Genomic DNA, 20,073 nt, shown 5'->3' on the forward strand with positions numbered 1-20,073 from the left:
GTCGCGGGGCGGTCGTGGCCCTCGCGGCTCGGCAGCCCGCACCGTCACAGCTCGGTCGGAGTGGCTCTCAGTCGCCCAAGTACGGGCTGTAGAGGGCCGACAGGAAGCGGGTGACGATGATCTCGCGGGTCGCCGCCGGGAGGGCGTCCAGGAGGCGGTTGACCGGGGCCATCCGGGCCGCGTTGTCGCCGGTCAGGTCGACACCCGCGGCGGGGAGCAGTGCCGCGAAGGACGCGTTGTCGAGTTCGGTCAGATCCACCTGCTGGAGCAGGTCGACGATGTCCGCGGGGGGCGTCGGGGGGCCCAGCGGACGGACGACGTCGACGCATTCCCGCAGGACCGCGAGCAGGTTCTCGACGCCGTGCTCGCTCACCCCGGTGAGGGTCAGGTGCAGGTTGGCCGGGAGACCGTCGAGGCTGAGTTGGGGCTGGAGGAAGAAGCCCCGGGCGCGGGTCTCGTCGGCGAGGGCGAAGAGGTCGAGCGGGGCGTCGGCGGTCGGGTCGGTGCCGATGGCGACGAGAGTCGCTTCGGGGGTGCCGAGGACGGTGAGGCCGTCGATGGCCTCGACACCGGTGATCAGCCGGCGCGTCGCGGCCAGGGCGGCGCGGCCGAGTTCGCGGTAGCCGTCGGCGCCGAGGGCCTGCAGCGTGGCCCACGCTCCGGCGAGGGGTCCGGCCCCCTTGCTGCTCTGGATGGTGGAGTTGACGACGGTGTATCCCGGCCAGGCGGCGCAGGCGTAGTAGGCGTTCAGGCGCAGGGCCTCGTCGCGGAACAGCAGCACGGAGGCGCCCTTGGGGGCGTAGCCGAACTTGTGCAGGTCGCACGAGAGGGAGGTGACGCCGGGGACGGAGAGGTCGAAGGCCGGTACGGGAGCCCCGGCCTCGGTGAGCCAGGGCAGCAGCCAGCCGCCGACGCAGGCGTCGACGTGGCAGGGGATGCCGCGGGCGGCGGCGTCGGCGGCGATCTCGGCGACCGGGTCGATGACGCCGTGGGCGTAGGACGGGGCGGAGGCGACGACGAGAACCGTGTTCTCGTTGCAGAGCGCCGCCATGGCCGCGGGGTCGGCCCGGTAGGTGGCGGGGTCGACGGGTGCGCTGCGAACGGTGACCCGGAGGTAGCTGCCGGCCTTGTGGAAGGCGGCGTGGGCGGTGACCGGGACGACGATCTCCGGGGCGAGGATGTCCGGGCGGGCGTCCCGTGCGGCCTTCACCGCGAGAATGATCGACTCGGTTCCGCCGCTGGTGAAGATGCCCGGGGTGGCGTCGTCGCCGCCGAGACGGGCGGCGGTCGCGCCGACGACCTGGCGTTCCAGGGCGACGATGCTGGGGAACGCGGTCGGGTCCAGTCCGTTGACCTCCATCATCGTCAGGTAGGCCTGCTCGGCGGCGTCGCGTACCTCGGGACGGCCGCTGTCGTAGACGTAGGCGGTGGTGTGTCCGCCTCGGGTGGGCAGGTCGGCTGCGGTGAGGACGGCGAGTTCGGCGAGGAGGTCGGCGCCGGTGCGGCCGGTCTCGGGCAGGCCGGGGTGGGCGGCACCGGCGGAGGGAGCAGCCTGCTGAGGAATCGTCATCAGGTGGTTTCCGTTTCGTGTTCCTGCTGGGCGCGGCGGCGGCCGTAGGCGCGCAGGGCCGGCAGGGAGAGCAGCATGAGGAGGGCGGGGATCAGGCTGAAGCCCAGCAGGATGCCGGTTCGCGCGGTGGCGGTCTGGGCGACCGGATGGTCCAGGGTCGAGGAGACGAAGCCCGTGGCGGCCAGGGCGACCGAGTAGGCGCCGGGCCCGGCCGCGAGGCCGACGGTCTCACCGGCGGTCCACAGTCCGGTGAACGCGCCGGACTGGATGTGGCCGGTCCTGGCCGTGTCGGCGTGCACGGTGTCGGGCAGCAGGGCGAGCGGCAGGACCTGCAGGGCCGCGTAGCAGACGCCGAGCAGCCCGCAGAGCGCGAGCGTCGAGGCGACCGCCGCGGTGCCTCTGCCACTGCCGACGGCCGGGAGCAGGGCCGCCGCGCCGACGGCGTAGCCGCAGGTCGCGAAGGTGAGGCAGCGCAGCCGCCCCCAGCGTCCGGCGGCCTTGGCCCAGAGCGGGACGGCGACGGCGCTGGGTGCGACGAGGCAGACGAAGAGCATCGAGGTCAGGCGGTAGCCGCCGAGGCGGTAGGTGGCGACGTACGGTGCGGCGGCGAGCATGATCGCGACGGCGGCCGCCTGCAGCACGAAGGAGGCCAGCAACGCGAAGAACGCGCGGTTGCCCCGTGCGGTGCGGAAGGCCGCGACCAGGCCGAGGGGTTCGGGGCCGGGTCGTGAGCGCACCCAGCGGGTACCGAGGGCGGGCACCAACAGGACCGCCGCGATGACGAGGCCCACGGTCAGCCCCATCGCTCCGTATCCCGTACGGCCACCGCCTGCGGTGCTGACCACGAGGGGGGCCGCGCCGCCCGCGACGAGGATGCCCAGTGTCAGGAAGACGATCCGCCAGACCATGATCCGGGTGCGGACGGCCGGTACGGACGACATCTCGGCGGGCAGGGCGACGTACGGCACCTGGAACAGTGAGAAGGTGCTCGCGGCCAGAACGAAGGTGACGGTCACCCAGACCGCCGCACCGGTGCCGGTCATCGGGGACAGGAACATCGCCGCGAACGCGGCGGGCAGGGCGAGCGCGCCCGCGACGAGCAGGCGGGTACGTCGGCCGGTGCGGACGGCTTCACGGTCGCTGGCGGCACCGACCATGGGGTTGAACACGGCGTCCCAGGCCTTGGGCAGAGTGACCACGAGTCCGGCGACGCCGGCGGGGACGCCCAGCGCGTCGGTCATGAAGTAGAGGAGGAGCAGGCCGGGGACGGTGGAGAAGATGCCGGTGCCGACCGAGCCGAGGCCGTAGACGAAGAGGCGGCGTCGGGTGAGTTCGCCGTCGGTGGTCGGGGGGACCAGGGCCGTCGTCATCCGCGCCCCTGGTCGCGGGAATCCTGGGCATCGAGCCCCAGATCACGCAGGACGAGGGCGCGCAGGTGGGCGCGGAAGCGCGGGACCTCGGCGCGGATGCCCGAGCGGCAGAAGCCGTGGGTGTTCCACAGCACCGTCCAGACGGTCATCTCGACGTCGGCCGGCGCGGCGGACCCGGTCGGCAGTGCGGCGAGGACGACCTCGCGCACCGTGTCACGGACCGACTCGATCAGGGGGCGCGCATAGGCGGCCTCCAGATCCGCGAACTCGGCGGCGTCGGAGAGCCAGCGGCGCATCCACAGGGCCGGGATGTGCGGTTGGTCGAGACAGAAGTCGAGGTACCGGTCGACCAGGCCGGTGACGGCTCCGGCCGGATCGGTGGGCGCGAGCGCCCGGAACGCGACCAGCGCGTCCGTCAGCACCCGCTGCTCGGCGAGGTGGGCCCGGAGCATGACCTCCCGGTAGAGGTCCGGCTTGCCACCGACGTGGTAGGCGACGGTGGCCATGTTCAGCCCCGCCTCGGCGGCGATCCGACGGGTGCTGGTGCCGTCGTAGCCGTGGTCGGCGAAGAGGGAGGTGGCGGCCGCGATGATGCGTTCACGACTGGCATCGGCGGGTGGTGGGTCGGCGGGTGGCGAGTCGGACATGGCCGGGAGAATACGCCGCTGGATCGCGCCGATCAATCGATTGATGGAGGACTCTTCGATGGCGTCGGCGGGTTGCCGTGACCTGACCTCCGACCGCTTCACGTGCGCCGGAATCGTCGACCGGTCCCCGCACGCCCAGCCGCTTGTGGCGCACAACACACAGCAGGGTCAAATTTTTGCCCAGGGCGATGATCACTGGGCCCGTCGCGGCCGTATCCACAGCGGTATCCGATATTCACGTCAGGAGGCATCATGCCCGTCTCACGCAACTTGGCAGGAACGGTCTTCGTGGGCGGCGCGTTGACCCTGACCCTCGCCGCGCTCGCCTACCCCGCCATGCTCGGCGTCCAGACCACGTCCAGCGCCCAGACCCGCGTCATCGCGGATACTCAGTGGGGCCCGCTCACCGAGGCCGACCGCGACTTCGTCGTCAAGGTCCGCGCGGCCGGGCTGTGGGAGTACCCCTTGGGCGAGATCGCGCTGAAGAAGGGCTCGACCGCGGCGATGCGGGAGGCCGGCAAGCACCTGATCGTGGGACACGCCCGCCTCGACGAGCTGGACCGCAAGGTCGCCCTACAGCTGAACATCACTCTGCCGAACCAGGCGTCTCCGCAGCAGCAGCAGTTCGTGGCGACCTCCGCGGCCCTGAACGGCAAGCAGTTCGACTCGACCACCGCCAACATCCTGCGCGTCACGCACGGCAGTATCTTCTCGGTCATCGCCAAGGTCCGCGCCACCACCGAGAACTCGCTCGTACGCGAGCTCGCGAACCTCGCGAACGACACGGTCCTCGACCACATCACGGTGATGGAGAAGACCGGCACCATCAACTTCGGCCAGGTCATCGCCCAGCAGAGCGCCCCGCCGACGCTCCCCAAGGACCAGCTCACACCGCCCCCGCCTCAGCCGGGCGCCCCGGTCGTCGTCCTCACCGACCGGCCCGACCTGAACGTGAACACAGCCTCCCCGACGCCCAGCCCGACGGTCGGCTGATCGGCGCGGGCCGGCGGCTGCCCGTCGAGGAACGCCGTCAGGCCTCCACCCAGGCCCCGCACAAGGCTGGGGCGGGCACGGGACCGGCGGGCTCATCCCGTCGCAACGCCGGAGCCTCACCCGGCCGTGTACGCCCGTCGGGTGCCCTGCCAGCCGTCGTGGTGCAGGACCTGTTCCAGCGGCAGCCGTGGCCCCGGCCAGAAGGTGGCGCGCGTCGGGTGGGCCGTCGGCAGCAGGGCGCCCTGCCGGACGGTGGGCGGCAGCCCGAGCAGGTCGGCGACCTCCCGCTCACGGTCCAGGTGGACCGCCGTCCAGGCGGTGACCAGACCGCGGCTCCGGGCGGCCAGCGCATAGCTCCAGGCGGCGGGCAGCAACGATGCCCACAGGCCCGCCTGGTTGCCCGCCGGGAGCCGTCCGTCGGCCACTTCGAGACAGGGGATGACCAGGACGGGCACCCGGTGCAGCCGGTCGGCCAGCGCCTGGGCGGCGGTCATCACGGAGCGTGTCTCCTCGGGCAGCTCCGCCGGTCGCTCCAGTTTCGCGGCGTTGCGGTCGTGGAACGCGGCCCGGTACACCTCGGCGACGTCCGCGCGGATCCGTGGATCGGTGAGCAGGATCCATCGCCAGTTCTGCCGGTTGTTGCCGTTGGGGGCCTGCAGCGCGACGCGCAGACAGTCCTTGACCAGGTCCGGGTCCACTGCCCGGTCCAGGTCCAGGCCGCGCCGCACGCATCGCGTGGTGGTCAGCAACTCTTCGCAGGACAGAGGTTGTTCCTCGGTCATGGCTGCAACACCGCCCGGACGACCAGCGCGAGGTAGGTGATCACGACGAAGCCCGTCGCGGCCGGCACAGGCCATGCGCCACGGCCTGCGGCCAGGAACCGCCGGGTGCCCCAGGCGGGCAGGACGGCCGCCAGGCAGGGCAGCAGCCCGAGCGGGCCCCGCGGGGCGAACAGCAGGACCTGGCAGCCGACCGCCCCGGCCGCGAAGCCCGCGGTGACCAGGGCGCTGCGGCGCGGGCCGAGGTCCGCCGAGTACAGGCGGCCACCGGGCGGCGCCTCCCAGGCCGTCTTGCGGGCGAACTCGAAGTGCAGGAAGACACCGGCGCACAGGGCGAGCAGCGCGGCGCCGCGCCAGTCCGCGGTGACAGTGCCCTCGGCGACGAGCGACCCGTAGACGTAGCCGCCGAGCAGCACCTGCACCGGGTAGGTGACCGCCAGATTGAGCAGCTGCCGGTCGCGTACGGCGGTTGACAGCCTTTCCAGCACGGCGAGGAACAGCCCGTATCCGAGAGCCGCGAGGATCAGCAGGGCGGCCGTGGCCGACAGTGCGGCGTTGAGGCCTGCCACCACCGCGGTGATCACCGCCATCGCGCCGCGCAGTTCGGCCACGGTGATCGCGCCGGTGACGAGCGGCCGGTCGGGGTGGTGGACGCGGTCGTGCGCGAGGTCCTTCTGCTCGTCCACCATCCGCAGGAACAGCAGCGCCAGTACGACGCTGACGACCCGCACCCAGGTGGCGCCGGACGGACGCCAAACCGTGCCGGTCACCGTCACCGCCGAGCTCTCCAGGGCGAGGGCCCACAGCAGTCCGTAGGTCACGTAGATGTGCGGCCGGAACATGCGCAGCACGAAGCGGCCGAGTCTCGCGGGCACCTGGGGAGCGGCGACGGTGGTCACTGCGGCTCTCTTCGGTCGGGTGCGTTTCGGGTGGGTGGGGCCGGACTCATGCGGCACCGTGGCCCGCCGGTGCCGCATGAGCGCGCGCGAGTCCGGCCGTGTCCGGGTCGGCGAGCCTGATCCGGGCCTCGGCGGCCAGGGCGCCCGGCTGGCGCAGGGTGCACTCGATGTCGGCGCCTGGCAGGACCGGAGCGGTCCGGCACTCGAGCGGCAGGTCCATCTCGGCGAAGCAGCGGAACCGCGCGGCCAGGGCGATCGGCAGCGCGCTGGGGGCGCGGACGGTACCGGCGGCGACGGCGGCGGTCAGGGCGAGTTGGCGGAAGGCTTCCAGCTCCAGCATGCCGGGCACGTGGTCCACCCAGTGGTCGTACAGGGTCGGGTGCGTGGTCTCGGCGACCAGGTCTGCCGTGCGGGTGCCGTCGTTCGTGGTGCGGGGCGGGGAGATGACCGTGTTGGCCGGGGCGCGTCGGCCGACGAGGGCGGGGTCTACGTGCGGCCCGGTCAGGGCGACGGGCACCGCGGGCAGGCCGAGCGCACGACGCTGTCCGGCCCGCAGACGCGTCCACTCCACCGGGGGCATCCAGGAGTAGTCGATGCCGGCCAGCAGGGCCTCGCGTCCGCAGATGGTCAGGGTGAAGCGCAGTCGCAGGCCGGTCACCCCGGCCCGGGTGCGGAACCGGTGTTCGACCCGGGTGGTGATGACCGCCTCGGTGGGACGGTCGCCGTGGGTGAGGGCTGTCGGGTCCTGCACCTCGAACTCGACCGCTCGCAGCAGGAACTTGTGCCCGAGGGGGACGTCGAGATAGCGGTGGGCCACCACGAAGATGCCCTGCCTGCACGCCTCGAACAGCAGCAGGGGATCGTGGTGGACGCGGGGGCCGATGGTGTCGTCGTAGAAGGCGTGGCGGCGGGGAAGCCGCGCGGCGAGCAGCATCTCGTCCTCGGTGTGGCGCTCGGCGTCGGTCAGGAAGACCTCCGCGGCCGCGGAGCGGTGCACCAGTTCCTTGGGGAGTGTCCGGGTGAACTGCATGGGCCGCTCCTCAGCTCGGGGTGGCGCGGACGGTGTCCAGGTGGCGGCGCCAGGTGTCCACGTCGGCCCCGTCCAGCACGGGTGCGCGGCCGGGCTGCCGCATGGGGAGCACCTTGGAACCGACGATGACGGTGTCCCAGGGGTCGAGGTCGATCCCCTGCTGCCACGCCGTCTCCAGCAGCGCGCGCGGGGTGGCCGCGGGGTCGGCGCCCCGGTGCCGGGACACGGCGTCGCGCAGCCGTGCGACGGCGGGATCGAAGTCCAGGTCCCGGGGCTTGGTGTCGGCGTACAGCCGGCCGGTCAGATCGAGGGCGTCCGCGGTGCGGTCCTCGTCGGCGAGGGCGGAACGGAACAGGCGGTCGCGTGCGGTGTCGTCGAAGTGGACGGCCAACTCCCGCAGGACGTCTGCGGGTTCGTCGGGGGTGTGCGCCAGGTTCAGCAGGTAGCTGTAACTGCCGAGGAGGTGGCGCAGCTGGCCCGGCTGCCGGGCGTCCGGGTCCGTCGGCCCCTTGAGCCGGGTGAGTTCGACCGAGGCGGGGATGTCCAGGTCGCGGTCGGGGCGGACGAGCAGCACGAGGGCGTCGGCGTCCTCCAGGAAGAGTGCGGCCAGCCGCCTGCGGTGGAGCGTGGCGAGGTTCCACTGGAAGTACCACAGCGAGCGGATCATGGTGCGGGTCAGCCGGGTGACCGCCGCGCCGACGATCCTGAAGCCCCGCCCGGTCAGCCAGTCCACAGCGGCGTCCAGCCTGCGGGCCACGACGGCGTCCGGCTTCAGCAGCAGCGCGGCGTGGCGGTGGGCGAAGCCGGTGATGTCGTCGGTGAGAGCGGCGAGTTGTTCGTGACTCTCCTGGTAAAAGGTGTCGGCGCCGTACAGCCGTTGCTTGGCGGGGTGGCAGGTCAGCAGAGGCGACACGGGTATGCCGTGCGGGGACTCGGCGAGGTGGGCGGGGGTCATCGGTGGGTGCTCCCGTCGGGTCGGGCGGCGGCCGGCTGCCGGCGCGGGGCCGGGCCGAGGTAGCCGGTCGCGAGGCAGTGGTCGAGGAGGCGGCGCAGGTAGGGCCGTCCGCCCGCGGGCGCCGGACGGCGGCCGAAGGCCGCGGCTTGGGTGTCGTCGAAGCGGACACGCCGCCGGAAGTAGGTGTCGTACAGCGAGACGACGCGGTCGTAGTAGGGGCGTTCGCGGTCGGGCAGGGCCGAGGCGGAGAACGCGGACGGGGGGACGAACCGCGGTACCTGGAGGGACGGGTACTCGGCGAGGACGTCGGAGATGTCCCGCAGGGTCAGCTCGTGGCCGACGGCGTGCAGGGTGTGGCCCTCGGCGTCCGGGAAACGGGTGGTGGCCTCGGTCACCAGGTCGGCGACGCGGTCGACCGGGACCAGGTCGAGGACGGCGTCGTAGTGGCCGGGCACGGTGCGCACCAGCCCTCGGGTGAGGACCCGGAGAACGGGGTAGATGGTCTTGAGGTCGCGGACGCGGCCGGTGCGGGTGGCGCCGGTGACGATGCTCGGGCGCACCACGGTGACGGGAAGGCCGTCCGCCGCGGCCTTGCGGACCATGGTCTCGGCGGCGAGTTTGCTCTTCTCGTAGCCGTTGCCGGGACGTTGGCCGAGGTCGAGTTCGTCCTCGCGGGCGGTGCCGTCGCGTTCCCCGCAGACGTAGGCGGTGCTGACGTGCACCAGGGGAGTTCGGGCTGTCAGGGCGAGGCCGAGGATGTGCCGGGTGCCCTCGACGTTGATGTGGTCGTACCGGTCCTGCGGCAGGCCGAAGTCGGTGACGGCGGCGCAGTGCACGATCCGGTCGGCGGCGGCGACGAGGCGCCGGTCGTCTTCGGTCAGGCCGAGGGCGGGGTGGGTGATGTCGCCGGTGAGCCGGGTCAGCGTGCCCGGGCCGGGGGTGAGCTTTCTGCCGTTGTTGCGGACGAGGTCGCCGTTGCGGTGGAGCAGCGCCAGCACGGTGTGGCCGGCGGCGGTGAGCCGGGCGGTCACCTCCGCGCCAACGAAGCCGCTGGCGCCGGTCACCAGTACCGTCATCGGATCGGACATCGATGGAACCTCCGAGCGGAACGTCGGGTGCGGTGCGGTCCGGGGTCCTGGTGGCGTCACCGTGCGAGGTGGGGTTGGGCTCCCTGGCCGGCCAGCAGGTCGCGGGCCTCTTCGATGGGCAGCTCCGCGCCGAGATGGGCGCCGACGCGCAGCCAGTCGTGGCCGAGTTTCAGGGTCGCCCGCCAGGTGTCCGCGGATTCGAAGGAGAGCGGGAAGGAGTCGGCGCCCATGGCGCCGCGTACCAGCGCGATGTAGGAGCGCAGGTCCGTGAGGAGGGTGTCGCCGTCCTCCGCCGAGTCCACGCCGCGCCTGAGCAGTTCCCCGGCGCGTACCCCGATCGGTCGGGTGGCGGGCGGAAGCAGGTCGATGCGGCGTACGAGGTCGGAGTCGGCGGGCAACGGGTTGACGCCGTGGGCGCTGGCCAGTCCGCGCAGCACGGCGTGCACGGCGCGGCGGGCGGTGAGTTCGGCGACCCGCCACTGGCCGCGTTGCAGGGCGCCGGTCAGATCCTCGACGGCGTTCTCGACGACCACGTTGGACCACACCAGTGCCATGGCGGCGGCGGCGAACCGGTCGGCCGGTAGGGGCATCAGGTCGATGGCGCGGGGTCCGTCGACGGCCGCGCCGCGCACCGAGAGCAGCGGTTGTGCGGTGGAGGGCGGCGGGGTCACGGGGCCGGGCGGGGCGGCGAGCGGCAGTGAGGGGGTGACGGTGCCGCCGCCCTTCCAGGCGAGGCGGATGAGCCCGTAGCGCAGGAAGGCGGCGAGCAGCGGGCCGGGGTCGGCGACGCCGGTGTCGGCGGTCGTGGCCAGGACGCGGGGCAGTGGCCTGCGAAGGACGAGGGAGCGCCAGACGGCTCCGGCGTCGTCGCCCAGGACGAACACGTCGCGTCGGCCGCGGATGACGTGGACGCGTTCGCCGGTCTGCCAGGTGGTGACGCCGACCACGCGTTCGACGGTGAGCCGCTCGGGCTGGCGGGGTACGCCGGTGAGTCCGAGTTCCTCGGTGAAGGCGAGGCAGGCGGTCAGGTGAGCGTGGGCGGCGTCGGCGTCACCGGGCCGAGGAACCGCGGTCTCCAGCTCCCAGTAGCGGTCGCGTATGTCGGTCCGGCCGGTCCGGTCCAGTTGCATGGACAGCCACTTGGGTTCGAAATAGGTCTCGCCCAGGCCGGCCGCCCAGGACTTGACGCTCTGCACGAGTCCGGAGCGAGTCCAGTCGACGGCCTCGTCGCTCTCGCCGAGGCACAGCAGCGCCATCGCGTGCCGCAGGGACTGACGGGCCCGGTGCGCCCACCAGTCGGCGGCGATCCGGCGGAACCGCTCGACGGGCAGCCTCGCCTTCACCTCCTCGACCAGGGCGTGGCCGCGCAGTGGATGACTGTGCAGCACCCGCTGGCAGCGGTTGAGGAGATCCTCGGAGAGTCGGCCGGGCCGTACGGCTCCCGTTTCCACCGCGCGCAACTGGTCGGCGAGTTGACGCACCGACCGGGTGCGGATCTCCACGCGTCGGCCGTCCACGAACAGCACCGACGGCATGGTCGGCAGGTCGTCGTCGGAGCGGCCGACGAGCAGGAAGTCGATGTCGGAGGAGGGGTTGCCGAAGCCCTCCGCGATGGAGCCCTCCAGGGTCACGGCCCACTCGCTGCCGCAGGGCAGTTCGGCGAGGGATTTGTCGAGCAGGTCCTGCAGTCGGTCCTCGGTGAGGATCACGGAAGTGTCTCCGTTCGGGGGCTGTCCGGCGCGACGGTCGTGCTGTCGCCGGGTGGGTCGGCGAGTACGGTGACCGTCCCGGCGGCGCCGTCGACCCGCAGCCGGGCGCCGGTGCGGATCTCGGTGGTGGCGCCCTTGACCTGTACGGCGGTCGGAATGCCCAACTCCCGGGCCACGACGGCGACATGGGTGAGGGGGCTGCCGCGTTCGATGACGAGGGCGGAGGCCGAGGGCAGCGCGGTCACCCAGCCCGGGTCGGTGCGGTAGGCGACCAGGATGCCGCCGCCGATGTCTCGCGGGGTGTCGGTGACCACGGCGGCCCCTTCGACGAGGCCGGGGCAGCAGGGGACGCCGCGCAGTTCGCGGGCACCGGTGCGGGCGGCGGGGCCGCTGGTCCAGCCGGCCCGTTCCAGGTTGCCCGACCAGTAGGGGGCGCCGCGGGTGGTGAACCGGGACGGGGCGTGCAGGGCGGTGTCGGCGGCCAGTTGTCTGCGGCGCAGCACGACCAGGTCCCGCAGTTCGGTGTGGGCGATCATGCCCTCGTAGGCGCCCCGGATCTCCTCCAGACGCAGCAGGAACACATCGTTCCAGGCGTCGATGGCACCGGCGCGCGCCAGATCGCGGCCCAGGGCGCGCAGCATGCGCTTGGCCGCCCCGAACGCGCGGGTACGGCAGAACCTCAGCCGTTCCCGGTCGGCGAGCGCCGCCCTGGCCTTGCCCCGCACCCGTTCGTACACCAGGCGGCGTGGGCCGCGCAGGTGCTGGTCGAGGTAGGCGTCGGCCTCGCCGCCACGGTCAGGCGCGCGGCCGTCGACGGTGTCCGGCAGCGCGTCGCGCAGCAGCGTGAACAGTCCCGCGGGGTTCTCGCGCAGGTCGGGGACCTCCAGTTTGAGTTCGTCGGGGCTGCGGTAGCCGTAGTCGGCGATGTACCTGTCGACGGCGGCCAGGAACCGGGTGTGTCCGGCGTCGCGCAGCGCCCGGTGGACCTCGGAGTCGGGGACGTGTTCCAGCAGGTGCAGGATCTGGGTGTCGGCGTGTGCCAGGGCGGCCAGCTCACGCAGTGCCCACACCGGTTCGGCGGACTCCACGGCGCCGCCGGGGGCGGCCGCGGCCCAGGTGAACCACTCGGGGGCCGCCGGAAGCCATCTGCGGGTGAGCAGGGCCAGCAGACCCACGGAGAGGAGGATGGTCGCGTCCAGAGTCTGCAACGGGCCCCATTTCTCGATGAGTTCCCGTTGCAGCCGCCGGAATCGACGATAGGTCTCGTCACCGGGAAGCGCGTCGTAGTCGACATTGTTGAATACCGCGTACGCGCGATAGAAATCCCGCCGAAACATCTCCACGGATTTCCGGATGGTGAGGAATCTCCCGACGAAGATCACCGTGCGCGCCAGACGCGAGAGCCGGCCGCGCAGTCCGGACCGGGGCGTGAACGGATGGAGTGTGTCGGCGACTTCGTCGGAAATACTCTCCGCGACGCCGAGGGATTTCTCCAGGACGCGCCGGTTGAGCGGGTACAGCGGCGCCAGGCGGACCATGCGATACCAGTGGAACAGGTTGTAGTAGACCCGTCCGTGGACATAGCCCAGGAGGTGCGGGGTCCACTCCCGCACCTCGCGCAGTTGCTCGCCGCGGACGCCCAGGGCGCGGGCGTAACTGTCGTATACCTTCGCGTAGGTGTCGGCGGCGAAGCTGTAGGTGAGCGGCGACACGACGCCGCTGAAGCTCTCGATGATGTTGGAGTTGTCCCAGATCCGCAGGTCTCCCCCGGGCTTCGGGGCGGGACCGGCGGCCGGGGCGAGGGTGGTGACCGGTCGGCTCTGCAGGATCCACAGGGTGTCCTCGGCGATGGCCCATTCGATGTCCTGGGGGGCACCGTAGTGCGCGGTGACGCGGACCCCGGCCTCGTGCAGCCGGGCCAGGTCAACGGCGGTCAGGGACAGCGTGGCGCGGTCCTCGTCGGCGACGGGTGACACCCGGCAGCCGGGTCCGGATCCGGCGTCGTGGCGCTCCTGCTTGTCGCCGATCACCGTGGTCAGGGGCTCGCCGGTGGCGGCGTCCAGGACGACGGTGTCCGCGTCGACCGCGCCCGAGACCAGCCCCTCCCCCAGACCGTGGACGGCGCTGACGACGTGCCGGTCGGTGCGGCCGGTCGTCGGGTCGGCGGTGAACAGCACGCCGCTGCGCTCGGCGGCCACCATGTGCTGCACGATGACGGCGACGCCACCGGCGTCGGGCGGCAGCGCGTGCTGCGCGCGGTAGCGCAGGGAGCGTTCGGAGAAGGCGGAGGCCCAGCAGCGGCGGACGTGGTCGATGACCTCGCCGAGTCCGCGGACGTTGAGGAAGCTGTCGAACTGTCCGGCGAAGGAGTGCCGTGCGCCGTCCTCCTGCGAGCCGGACGAGCGGACGGCGACCGCGCCTCCGCCGGCCAGCCCGTAGGCCAGTCCGATGGCGTCGGTGAGGCGGTCGTCGAGCGGTGCGGCCTCGATCAGGTGGGCGATCTCCGTGGCGATCTGACGGGCTCTCGACTCCCAGCCGTCGTCGAGGAGCCGTGCCAGGTGCTCGTCCAGTCCGCTGCCACGGCAGAATTCGGCGAATACGTCCAGACCGAGGATCGACCATCGCGGTACTTGAAATCCGGACACGGTCAGGGTGTGCAGGTTCTTCCCTTTTCCACCGGCCCATTCAGTGGTGAGCCGTTCGTCACTGGACGGCGTGAGAACGTTCAGGGATCGGTTTTCGGATCCCGTGGTGGGCGACAACGCGTTTCCCCTCCAAGGGTGTTACTCGACCTCGTCCGAATGTTGCACAGCGATGCTGATCGAAAGAACTCCGGCGGGCCGCCGTGGGCGTTTTTCGGTCGTCGTATCCTTTTCAATTTCCGACTCGTTCGCGGCCGTTGATCACGACCTCCGGGGATCGATGCCGGGCACGACCGTCAGGGCAGGGCGGGCCGACCCGGCACCGGTCAGGGAGGGGTCCGTGGCCGACGGCACCCGTCGGCACCACCGCATACGTCCTCGCCGCACCGGCGCTCCGGCGTCGCGCGGAGGATGCGCCAGGGAGGCCGCCGCGTCGGCCGCCGGTCGCGCAAAGCCACATGTTCGGACACAGGAAAGAGGCGACCAAAAAGAAAAGCAACAAATATTGACGCAATCGACCAGCGCGCGTAACTTCCGTCACAGTCGTCAGGCAGCCTGAACTCGGCTGTTCCGAGGGCGAGTTGTAGCTCCACCCTCCACCCCGGGAGCACACATGCGCAGAAGAAGATCTGCCTCCTCGCGTCTCATCCCGTCTCCGGCGACCGGGCCGGTACCCCGACTCCGTCGGCTGCGTCGCGCCCTGCTGTCCGTCGCCGCCGCCGTCGGCCTCCTGGTGACCTTCCTGGTAGGCCTGCCCGGCGTCGCCCAGGCGGCCGGATCACAGCCCTGCGACATCTACGCCGGCGCGGGCACCCCGTGCGTCGCCGCCCACAGCACGACACGTGCGCTGTTCTCGGCCTACAACGGCCCGCTCTATCAAGTCACCCGCGCCTCCGACGGCGCGAGAACCGACATCGGACCGCTGTCGGCCGGCGGCTATGCGAACGCCGAGCGGCAGGACACCTTCTGCGCGAACAGCACGTGCAGTATTTCCGAGGTGTACGACCAGACGTCCCGCCACAACGACCTGTTCCCCGGCCCGGCGGGCACGGCCGGGATGGGCGCCGACCGGGGCGCGGACGCGAGTGAACTGTCGGTCACCGCGGGCGGCCACAAGGTGTACGGGATCTGGGTCTCCCCCGGTGTCGGCTACCGCTCCCACGGCGCCGCGTCGGGCACCGCCGTCAACGGGCAGCCGGAAGGCGCCTACATGGTCGCCAGTGGCACCCACGTCGGCTCCGCCTGCTGCTTCGACTACGGCAACGCGGAGGCCACACCGGCCGACACGGGCAACGGCCACATGGACGCCGTGTCCATCGCCACCACCTGCTACTTCGCGCCCTGCTCCGGCTCCGGGCCCTGGATCGAAGCCGACCTGGAGAACGGCATGTTCCAGGGCGACAACGGCTCCAACACCGCGAACAAGGGCAACAACAGCACGTACGTGACGGCCGTCCTCAAGAACAACGGGCAGACCACGTACGCGCTGAAGGGAGGCAACGCGCAGTCGGGCGGTCTGACGACCTGGTGGGACGGCGCGCTGCCCTCGCGGGGCGGGTACCGGCCGATGCAGCAGGAGGGCGGCATCATCCTGGGCACGGGCGGCGACAACAGCAACTGGAACATGGGGACATTCTTCGAGGGCGTCATGGTGTCGGGCTATCCGACCGACGCGGCCGAGAACGCCGTGCAGGCGAACATCGTCTCGGTCGGCTACTCGGGCCAGACCAACGTCCCGAACGGACCGCAGGCCACCATCACCGGACCCGGGAACCAATGCGTCGACGTCGCCGCGGACGACACCGGGGTGAACGGCACCTCCGTACAGCTGTGGAACTGCCAGTCCTATGCCGAGGACCAGCACTGGACGCACAACGCCAACGGGTCCCTCGCCACCATCGGCCGCTGCCTGGACATCATCGGCAACGGCACCGCCAACGGCACCCAGGTCGAACTCTGGGACTGCAACGGGGTGGGAGGCCAGAAGTGGGTGCAGCGCGCCGACGGTTCGCTGTTCAACCCGCAGTCGGGCCGCTGCCTGGATTCCCCCGACGGCGCCACGGCCAACGGCACGCGCCTGCGGATCTGGGACTGCAACGCGTCCGCCGCCCAGAAGTTCGCCGTCAACGCGGGCGCGCCCGTCATAGGACCGGGCAGCACCTGCGCTGACGTGGCCGGGGACGACAACGGGTCCAACGCCACCGCCGTACAGCTGTGGAGCTGCCAGTCGTACGCGGTCGACCAGCACTGGTTCCACAGCTCGGACGGCCGGCTGCACACGCTGGGCCGCTGCCTCGACATCAACGGCAACGGCACCGCCAACGGCACCCAGGTGGAACTCTGGGACTGCAACGCGGCCGGTGGTCAGATCTGGCAGCAACAGGCCGACGGCTCCCTGCTCAACCCGCAGTCGGGCCGCTGCCTGGACTCCCCCGACGGCGCCACGGCCAACGGCACCCGCCTGCGGATCTGGGACTGCAACGCATCCGCCGCCCAGAAGTTCGCACTGGGCTGATCACCCGTCGGTGCGTCTCTCCCGGCCGGACCGCTCCACTTCCGGCCGGGCTCGCCGGGCACCCGGAGCCAACCTGGCTCCCCCGTAAGGCTGTTGGCGATGTCGTCATCTGTGATAGTCGACCTGCATGCCGAAGAAGGCTCCCACCGCCGCCGACGACCACGACCTCCCGTCCGCACGGGTACGGCTGTGTCGCGTGCTGCGCGAATCCCCCGTCGGCCGGGGATGGCGGCGGAGCCGGGAGATCGAACTGGGGCAGCGGTCGCTGAGCTTCGCGGCGCTCGGATTCCTCACACTCGTGCCCCTCCTGATCGTCGTCTCCGCGGCCGATCCGGCGCACGGACGGGGGTTCGCGCAGTGGCTGGGGGACGGGCTCGGCGTATCGAGGGCCGCCAGACAGCAGGTGGCGCAGTTGTTCGCACGGCCCGGCCAGGTCCTGCAGACCACGACCGCCTTCGGCCTCGCCGCTCTCGCCGTCTTCGGACTGAGCTTCGGGGCGGCGGTGCAGACCGGCTACGAGAAGGTCTGGAACCTGCCTCCGGCCCGCTGGTACGCGAGATGGCGCCAGGTGCTGTGGCTCGCGGTGCTCATCGGATCCCTCTACGTCACCGCGACCACCACACTATGGCGCCACTCGGCCGCCGGCACGCTGACCGCGACGCTGAGCGCCGTCCTGTTCTTCTGGTGGTCGCAGTGGATGCTGCTCGGCGGACGGATCGCCCTGAGCGCCCTCTTGCCCGGCGCGGCCCTGACGGCTCTCGGGCTGCTGGGACTTCGGGCCTTCTCGCGTCTCGTCTTCTCACCCCTGATCGCGTCCAGCGCCGTCACCTACGGACCCTTCGGTACCGTCCTGGTCGTCCAGTCCTGGCTGGTCGGTGTGGGCGTCGTCGTCTTCGCCGGCGCGTTGCTGGGACGGCTGGCGCACGAGGAACTCCCCGCCCTGGCGGAGGCGCTGAAACAGCGGGCTCGACATCAGGGACGGTGATACCGGGCCACGGCGTCGAACACCGCTGGCGTACGGCAGCGGGTCCGCGCCGGGAACGGCCGGTGGCGGAGTGTGCCGGTGCCGGACCGGGGCCGGTGCTTCGAAGCCTGTCTCGCGCCGCGTCAGTCGGAGCGGCTGAGCTCGGCGTCGAGCTGCTTGCCGGGCGGCGCTGTCGAGGACGGGTCCCGGTCCCAATACAGGACCAGGACAGTGACCGGGACCGCTGTCAGCGCCCAGATGATCACCGTCATGACCACAGCCGTCCAGGTGTCCCAGAGACGACCGGCACAGAGCGCCGCGGCAAAGGGCAGGGCCACCATCCCTACGCATTTCGCCACGCTGAACGGGACCGGGGGAACGACGGGGCGGCCGGTGGCGAGGCAGCGTGCCCGGCGGACGCCGCCGAAAGCGGCGACGAAGGCCAGGGTCGCCGACCACAGACCGGCCAGAGCGAATCCGGTGAAGACGGTGGCATTCTCGTCCGGCAGCCGTGAAAGCGTCTCGCGGACCCCGTCGTATCTGACGGCGACCTGGACGTACCGCCAGGTCGTGACCTCCACCTCCGCACCAGGCTTGATGAGCTCCGACAAGTCGCCTTGCGCATCGAGGTCGAACGCCTGATCAGCAGGGGCCTGAACCGGCGGACGCAACCGCACACGGAAGACCGTCGTCTTGCCGCTCTTGGCCCGCTCGGCGGAGAGCACCGTCCCACGCATCGTGCGCAGGCAGCTCTCCACGTCCCGTGCCACTGCCGCGCCGCCGCACGGCCGGGCGCCCAGGAACGCCCTCTCCGTGGCAATCCGCTCGGGAACGGTGACGCTCAGACCCGCGGCCACCGCCAGCAAGGCCAACCCGAGCAGCACCCAGGCCGCCGCATGCCGCCGCTCCTGCCGGATCCGCGCCGACACCCGTCCGTCCACCGTCCGCACCGTCACTCCCCTGTCCCGTTCGCTCCGGGAGCAGTCAGCCACAGGCCAGGGATCGGTCGACAGGGTGCGGCTCGGAACGTAGAACCCCGCTGGGCTGCCGGTATCCGGCAACACCGAGGGCTCACGCCCGGACCGGCCCGGATCAGCCGGAGTTGTAACCCCATCGAGCGCGGCCGTCCCTGCCCATGAAGCACTTCGCGGGTCGCCCGTCGGCAGTCGTCGCGATGGCACCCACGGGAGAGCAGTACCCCCCGAACTGGATGCCCGGCCGGCTTCCGGTGCTGCCGGTGGTTCCGCCCGAGCTGCTGGAGGAACCGGCGCCGGAACCACCACCGGTGCCGCCTCCTGACGTACCACCCGTCGCCGCTGAGCCGCCCGTCCCCCCGGTGCCCGGCTGCGGTTTCGGCTCGGGCTTCGGCTTGGGCGCGGGCTTCGGCTTCGGTTTGGGCTTCGGACTGGGTTTCGGACTGGGCTGAGTGCAGGAGGCGCCGGGACCGATCAGCCACAGATCGGCCTGGGCCGACAGCAGAACCTCACGGTCGGGTGCAGGCCGCTGGCGGCACACGCGCCAGTCGTCCACGCGCCGAGAGCCGTCGTACATGCGCTCCCCCGTGTAGGCGTTCCGGGCGACCGTGTACGCAAGGCCGAGGTCACCAAGGACACCTGAGGCCTCGTCGAACCTCTCGCCGACGAGGTCCGGCATGACCATCCGTCGCGGGGCGAGCAGCCGCGTCGGGCACGCCTCCTTCTCGGGGACCGCGTACAGCCGTAGCGTACGGGCGGACGGACGAGCCGTTTCCTGGTGAGAGGGCGTCTGGAAGCAGACCCGCCAGCCCGGCTCTCCAACGGTCACCGGCCGGAAGGCGGAGGAGGCGTCGGCTGTGGCCACCGTCAGCCAGGATTGGCGTCGGGCGTCCGCGACGGCCGTGGTGAGCGTGACCCCCGTGAAGTCCGGCACGGCCACGGGGTGGCCGGCGCGGGCCTTGGCCGGTGTCTCATGGACCGCGCCCCAGGCTGCGGCGAACACGGTCACCGCGACCACGAAGGCGAGAAGGGGACGCCTGCGGGCCCATGCGGACCATCGCGTCCTGCCGCGGGGACGTATCGAGGAATCGGCAGGCAGGAGCTCCCCCATCGCTGCGAGGAGTTCCCCCTTCGGGTCGAGCTGGGAGCCGTGCAGCCTGCGCTCCTTGCCGTCGACCACGATCACGGCGGAGTTGAGGATGCCGTGCTCCAGGCGAAGGACAGGCACGGGTTCGGGCACCCGGGTCGCCTTGGGCACTATGAGATTGCGGAGAAGGACGAGTCCGTTCCCGGTGAGCGCGGCATAGCCCCAGCCGCAATGGTAGAGAGCCCGCACGGATTCGCCCGGTTCGAGCTCCGCGAGCAGCGCCTTCTTGTGGTCGTCGGGCAGCGAAAGCCTCTCGCCGGCGACGACCGCGGTCAGACGCTCATCATCCGAAGGGGTGCTGGACGCCATCTCCTCGCCCCCCTGCAGGAGTTCACCGGACGCGTCGATCCGCGACCCCCACACGGTGATCCGTCGTCCGTCCACGGACACGTCCACGCGTGACGCGGCCCCGTACGCGGGACGCAGAATCACCAGAGGCCTCGCGACCCGCGAAGACGCCTCCCCACTCAGGAGGATGAGCGAGTCCTCGGTGAGCGCGGCGTACCCCAGCCCCTGGTGGTAGAGGGCCAGCACCGTTTCCCCGGACCGGAGCGCGCGGAGCAGAGCCTCCGCCTTGCGGAGTGGAAGAGGGACGACCTCGCGGACGGCCACCTCGGCAGTGCGCGGGTCGTCACGCAGCAGACGCCGCGCAGCAGTTGGGGACATACAGGGAGAATAGCCGCTGCCGATCTTCGCCCGACAGTGACTCCGTCAACCGATGCATGCCCGTGACCTGCACTGATGATGTCGCCCCCGGGTCGTCCATGCAACCGCCGCAACTGCCTCTGTTG

15 protein-coding genes are annotated in these 20,073 nt (G+C 71.6%); 3 read left to right on the forward strand and 12 right to left on the reverse strand.

What is annotated here, in order from left to right:
* Positions 1–67: 67 nt before the first annotated feature.
* Genes ABZX90_RS17140 through ABZX90_RS17150 form a run of 3 tightly spaced genes read right to left on the reverse strand, consistent with a single transcriptional unit; the run spans position 68 to position 3,587 of the window.
* A complete protein-coding gene (locus ABZX90_RS17140) occupies positions 68–1,570 on the reverse strand; it encodes an aspartate aminotransferase family protein (RefSeq protein WP_355205656.1) in 1,503 nt (500 codons plus the stop codon).
* On the reverse strand, positions 1,570–2,940 hold the full coding sequence (locus ABZX90_RS17145; RefSeq protein WP_355205659.1) for an MFS transporter: 1,371 nt from the start codon (positions 2,938–2,940) through the stop codon (positions 1,570–1,572). Before ABZX90_RS17145 ends, ABZX90_RS17140 begins: the two co-directional genes overlap by 1 nt.
* Positions 2,937–3,587, reverse strand: a complete 651-nt coding sequence (locus tag ABZX90_RS17150) for a TetR family transcriptional regulator (protein ID WP_351121116.1) — start codon at positions 3,585–3,587, stop codon at positions 2,937–2,939. The genes ABZX90_RS17145 and ABZX90_RS17150 overlap by 4 nt, the downstream gene beginning before the upstream one ends.
* Positions 3,588–3,839: 252 nt before the next feature.
* Here ABZX90_RS17150 and ABZX90_RS17155 point away from each other — a divergent pair, with 252 nt between their 5' ends.
* The gene (locus tag ABZX90_RS17155; protein WP_351121114.1) at positions 3,840–4,580 is read left to right on the forward strand and encodes a DUF4142 domain-containing protein; all 741 of its coding nucleotides are present in this window, start codon (positions 3,840–3,842) and stop codon (positions 4,578–4,580) included.
* Positions 4,581–4,696: 116 nt separating this feature from the next.
* On the opposite strand, the gene ABZX90_RS17160 is transcribed toward ABZX90_RS17155, so the two are convergent.
* The 7 genes from ABZX90_RS17160 to ABZX90_RS17190 are packed head-to-tail and all read right to left on the reverse strand — an operon-like array spanning position 4,697 to position 13,802.
* Entirely contained in the window at positions 4,697–5,362 is a 666-nt protein-coding gene (locus ABZX90_RS17160; RefSeq protein WP_351121112.1) for a nitroreductase family protein, read from the reverse strand.
* Entirely contained in the window at positions 5,359–6,258 is a 900-nt protein-coding gene (locus ABZX90_RS17165) for a hypothetical protein (RefSeq protein ID WP_351121110.1), read from the reverse strand. The genes ABZX90_RS17160 and ABZX90_RS17165 overlap by 4 nt, the downstream gene beginning before the upstream one ends.
* 46 nt (positions 6,259–6,304) lie before the next feature.
* Positions 6,305–7,288, reverse strand: a complete 984-nt coding sequence (locus tag ABZX90_RS17170) for a ScbA/BarX family gamma-butyrolactone biosynthesis protein (protein ID WP_351121108.1) — start codon at positions 7,286–7,288, stop codon at positions 6,305–6,307.
* 10 nt (positions 7,289–7,298) lie between these two features.
* Positions 7,299–8,243 (reverse strand): nucleoside-diphosphate kinase, encoded by a 945-nt coding sequence (locus ABZX90_RS17175; protein WP_355205664.1) that lies wholly within the window; start codon positions 8,241–8,243, stop codon positions 7,299–7,301.
* Positions 8,240–9,331, reverse strand: coding sequence for an SDR family oxidoreductase (locus ABZX90_RS17180; protein WP_351121104.1), 1,092 nt, complete (start codon positions 9,329–9,331; stop codon positions 8,240–8,242). The genes ABZX90_RS17175 and ABZX90_RS17180 overlap by 4 nt, the downstream gene beginning before the upstream one ends.
* A 56-nt stretch (positions 9,332–9,387) precedes the next feature.
* A complete protein-coding gene (locus ABZX90_RS17185) occupies positions 9,388–11,040 on the reverse strand; it encodes a hypothetical protein (RefSeq protein ID WP_355205667.1) in 1,653 nt (550 codons plus the stop codon).
* Positions 11,037–13,802, reverse strand: a complete 2,766-nt coding sequence (locus ABZX90_RS17190) for a phosphoenolpyruvate synthase (RefSeq protein WP_355205670.1) — start codon at positions 13,800–13,802, stop codon at positions 11,037–11,039. Before ABZX90_RS17190 ends, ABZX90_RS17185 begins: the two co-directional genes overlap by 4 nt.
* Before the next feature lie 493 nt (positions 13,803–14,295).
* On the opposite strand from ABZX90_RS17190, the gene ABZX90_RS17195 reads away from it, so the two are divergent.
* Both ABZX90_RS17195 and ABZX90_RS17200 read left to right on the forward strand, forming a co-directional pair.
* Positions 14,296–16,197: an arabinofuranosidase catalytic domain-containing protein gene (locus ABZX90_RS17195; RefSeq protein WP_351121098.1), complete on the forward strand. Its 1,902-nt coding sequence runs from the start codon at positions 14,296–14,298 to the stop codon at positions 16,195–16,197.
* A 127-nt stretch (positions 16,198–16,324) separates the two neighbouring features.
* Positions 16,325–17,182, forward strand: coding sequence for a ribonuclease BN (locus ABZX90_RS17200; protein WP_351121096.1), 858 nt, complete (start codon positions 16,325–16,327; stop codon positions 17,180–17,182).
* A 122-nt stretch (positions 17,183–17,304) separates the two neighbouring features.
* Here the strand turns inward: ABZX90_RS17200 and ABZX90_RS17205 are convergent, their stop codons facing one another.
* On the reverse strand, positions 17,305–18,102 hold the full coding sequence (locus tag ABZX90_RS17205; RefSeq protein WP_355205674.1) for a hypothetical protein: 798 nt from the start codon (positions 18,100–18,102) through the stop codon (positions 17,305–17,307).
* A 151-nt stretch (positions 18,103–18,253) separates the two neighbouring features.
* Positions 18,254–19,948 (reverse strand): PASTA domain-containing protein, encoded by a 1,695-nt coding sequence (locus ABZX90_RS17210; protein ID WP_351121093.1) that lies wholly within the window; start codon positions 19,946–19,948, stop codon positions 18,254–18,256.
* Between the last annotated feature and the right edge of the window lie 125 nt (positions 19,949–20,073).

Source organism: Streptomyces sp. NPDC002935 (assembly GCF_040611295.1).
Taxonomy (GTDB): domain Bacteria; phylum Actinomycetota; class Actinomycetes; order Streptomycetales; family Streptomycetaceae; genus Streptomyces.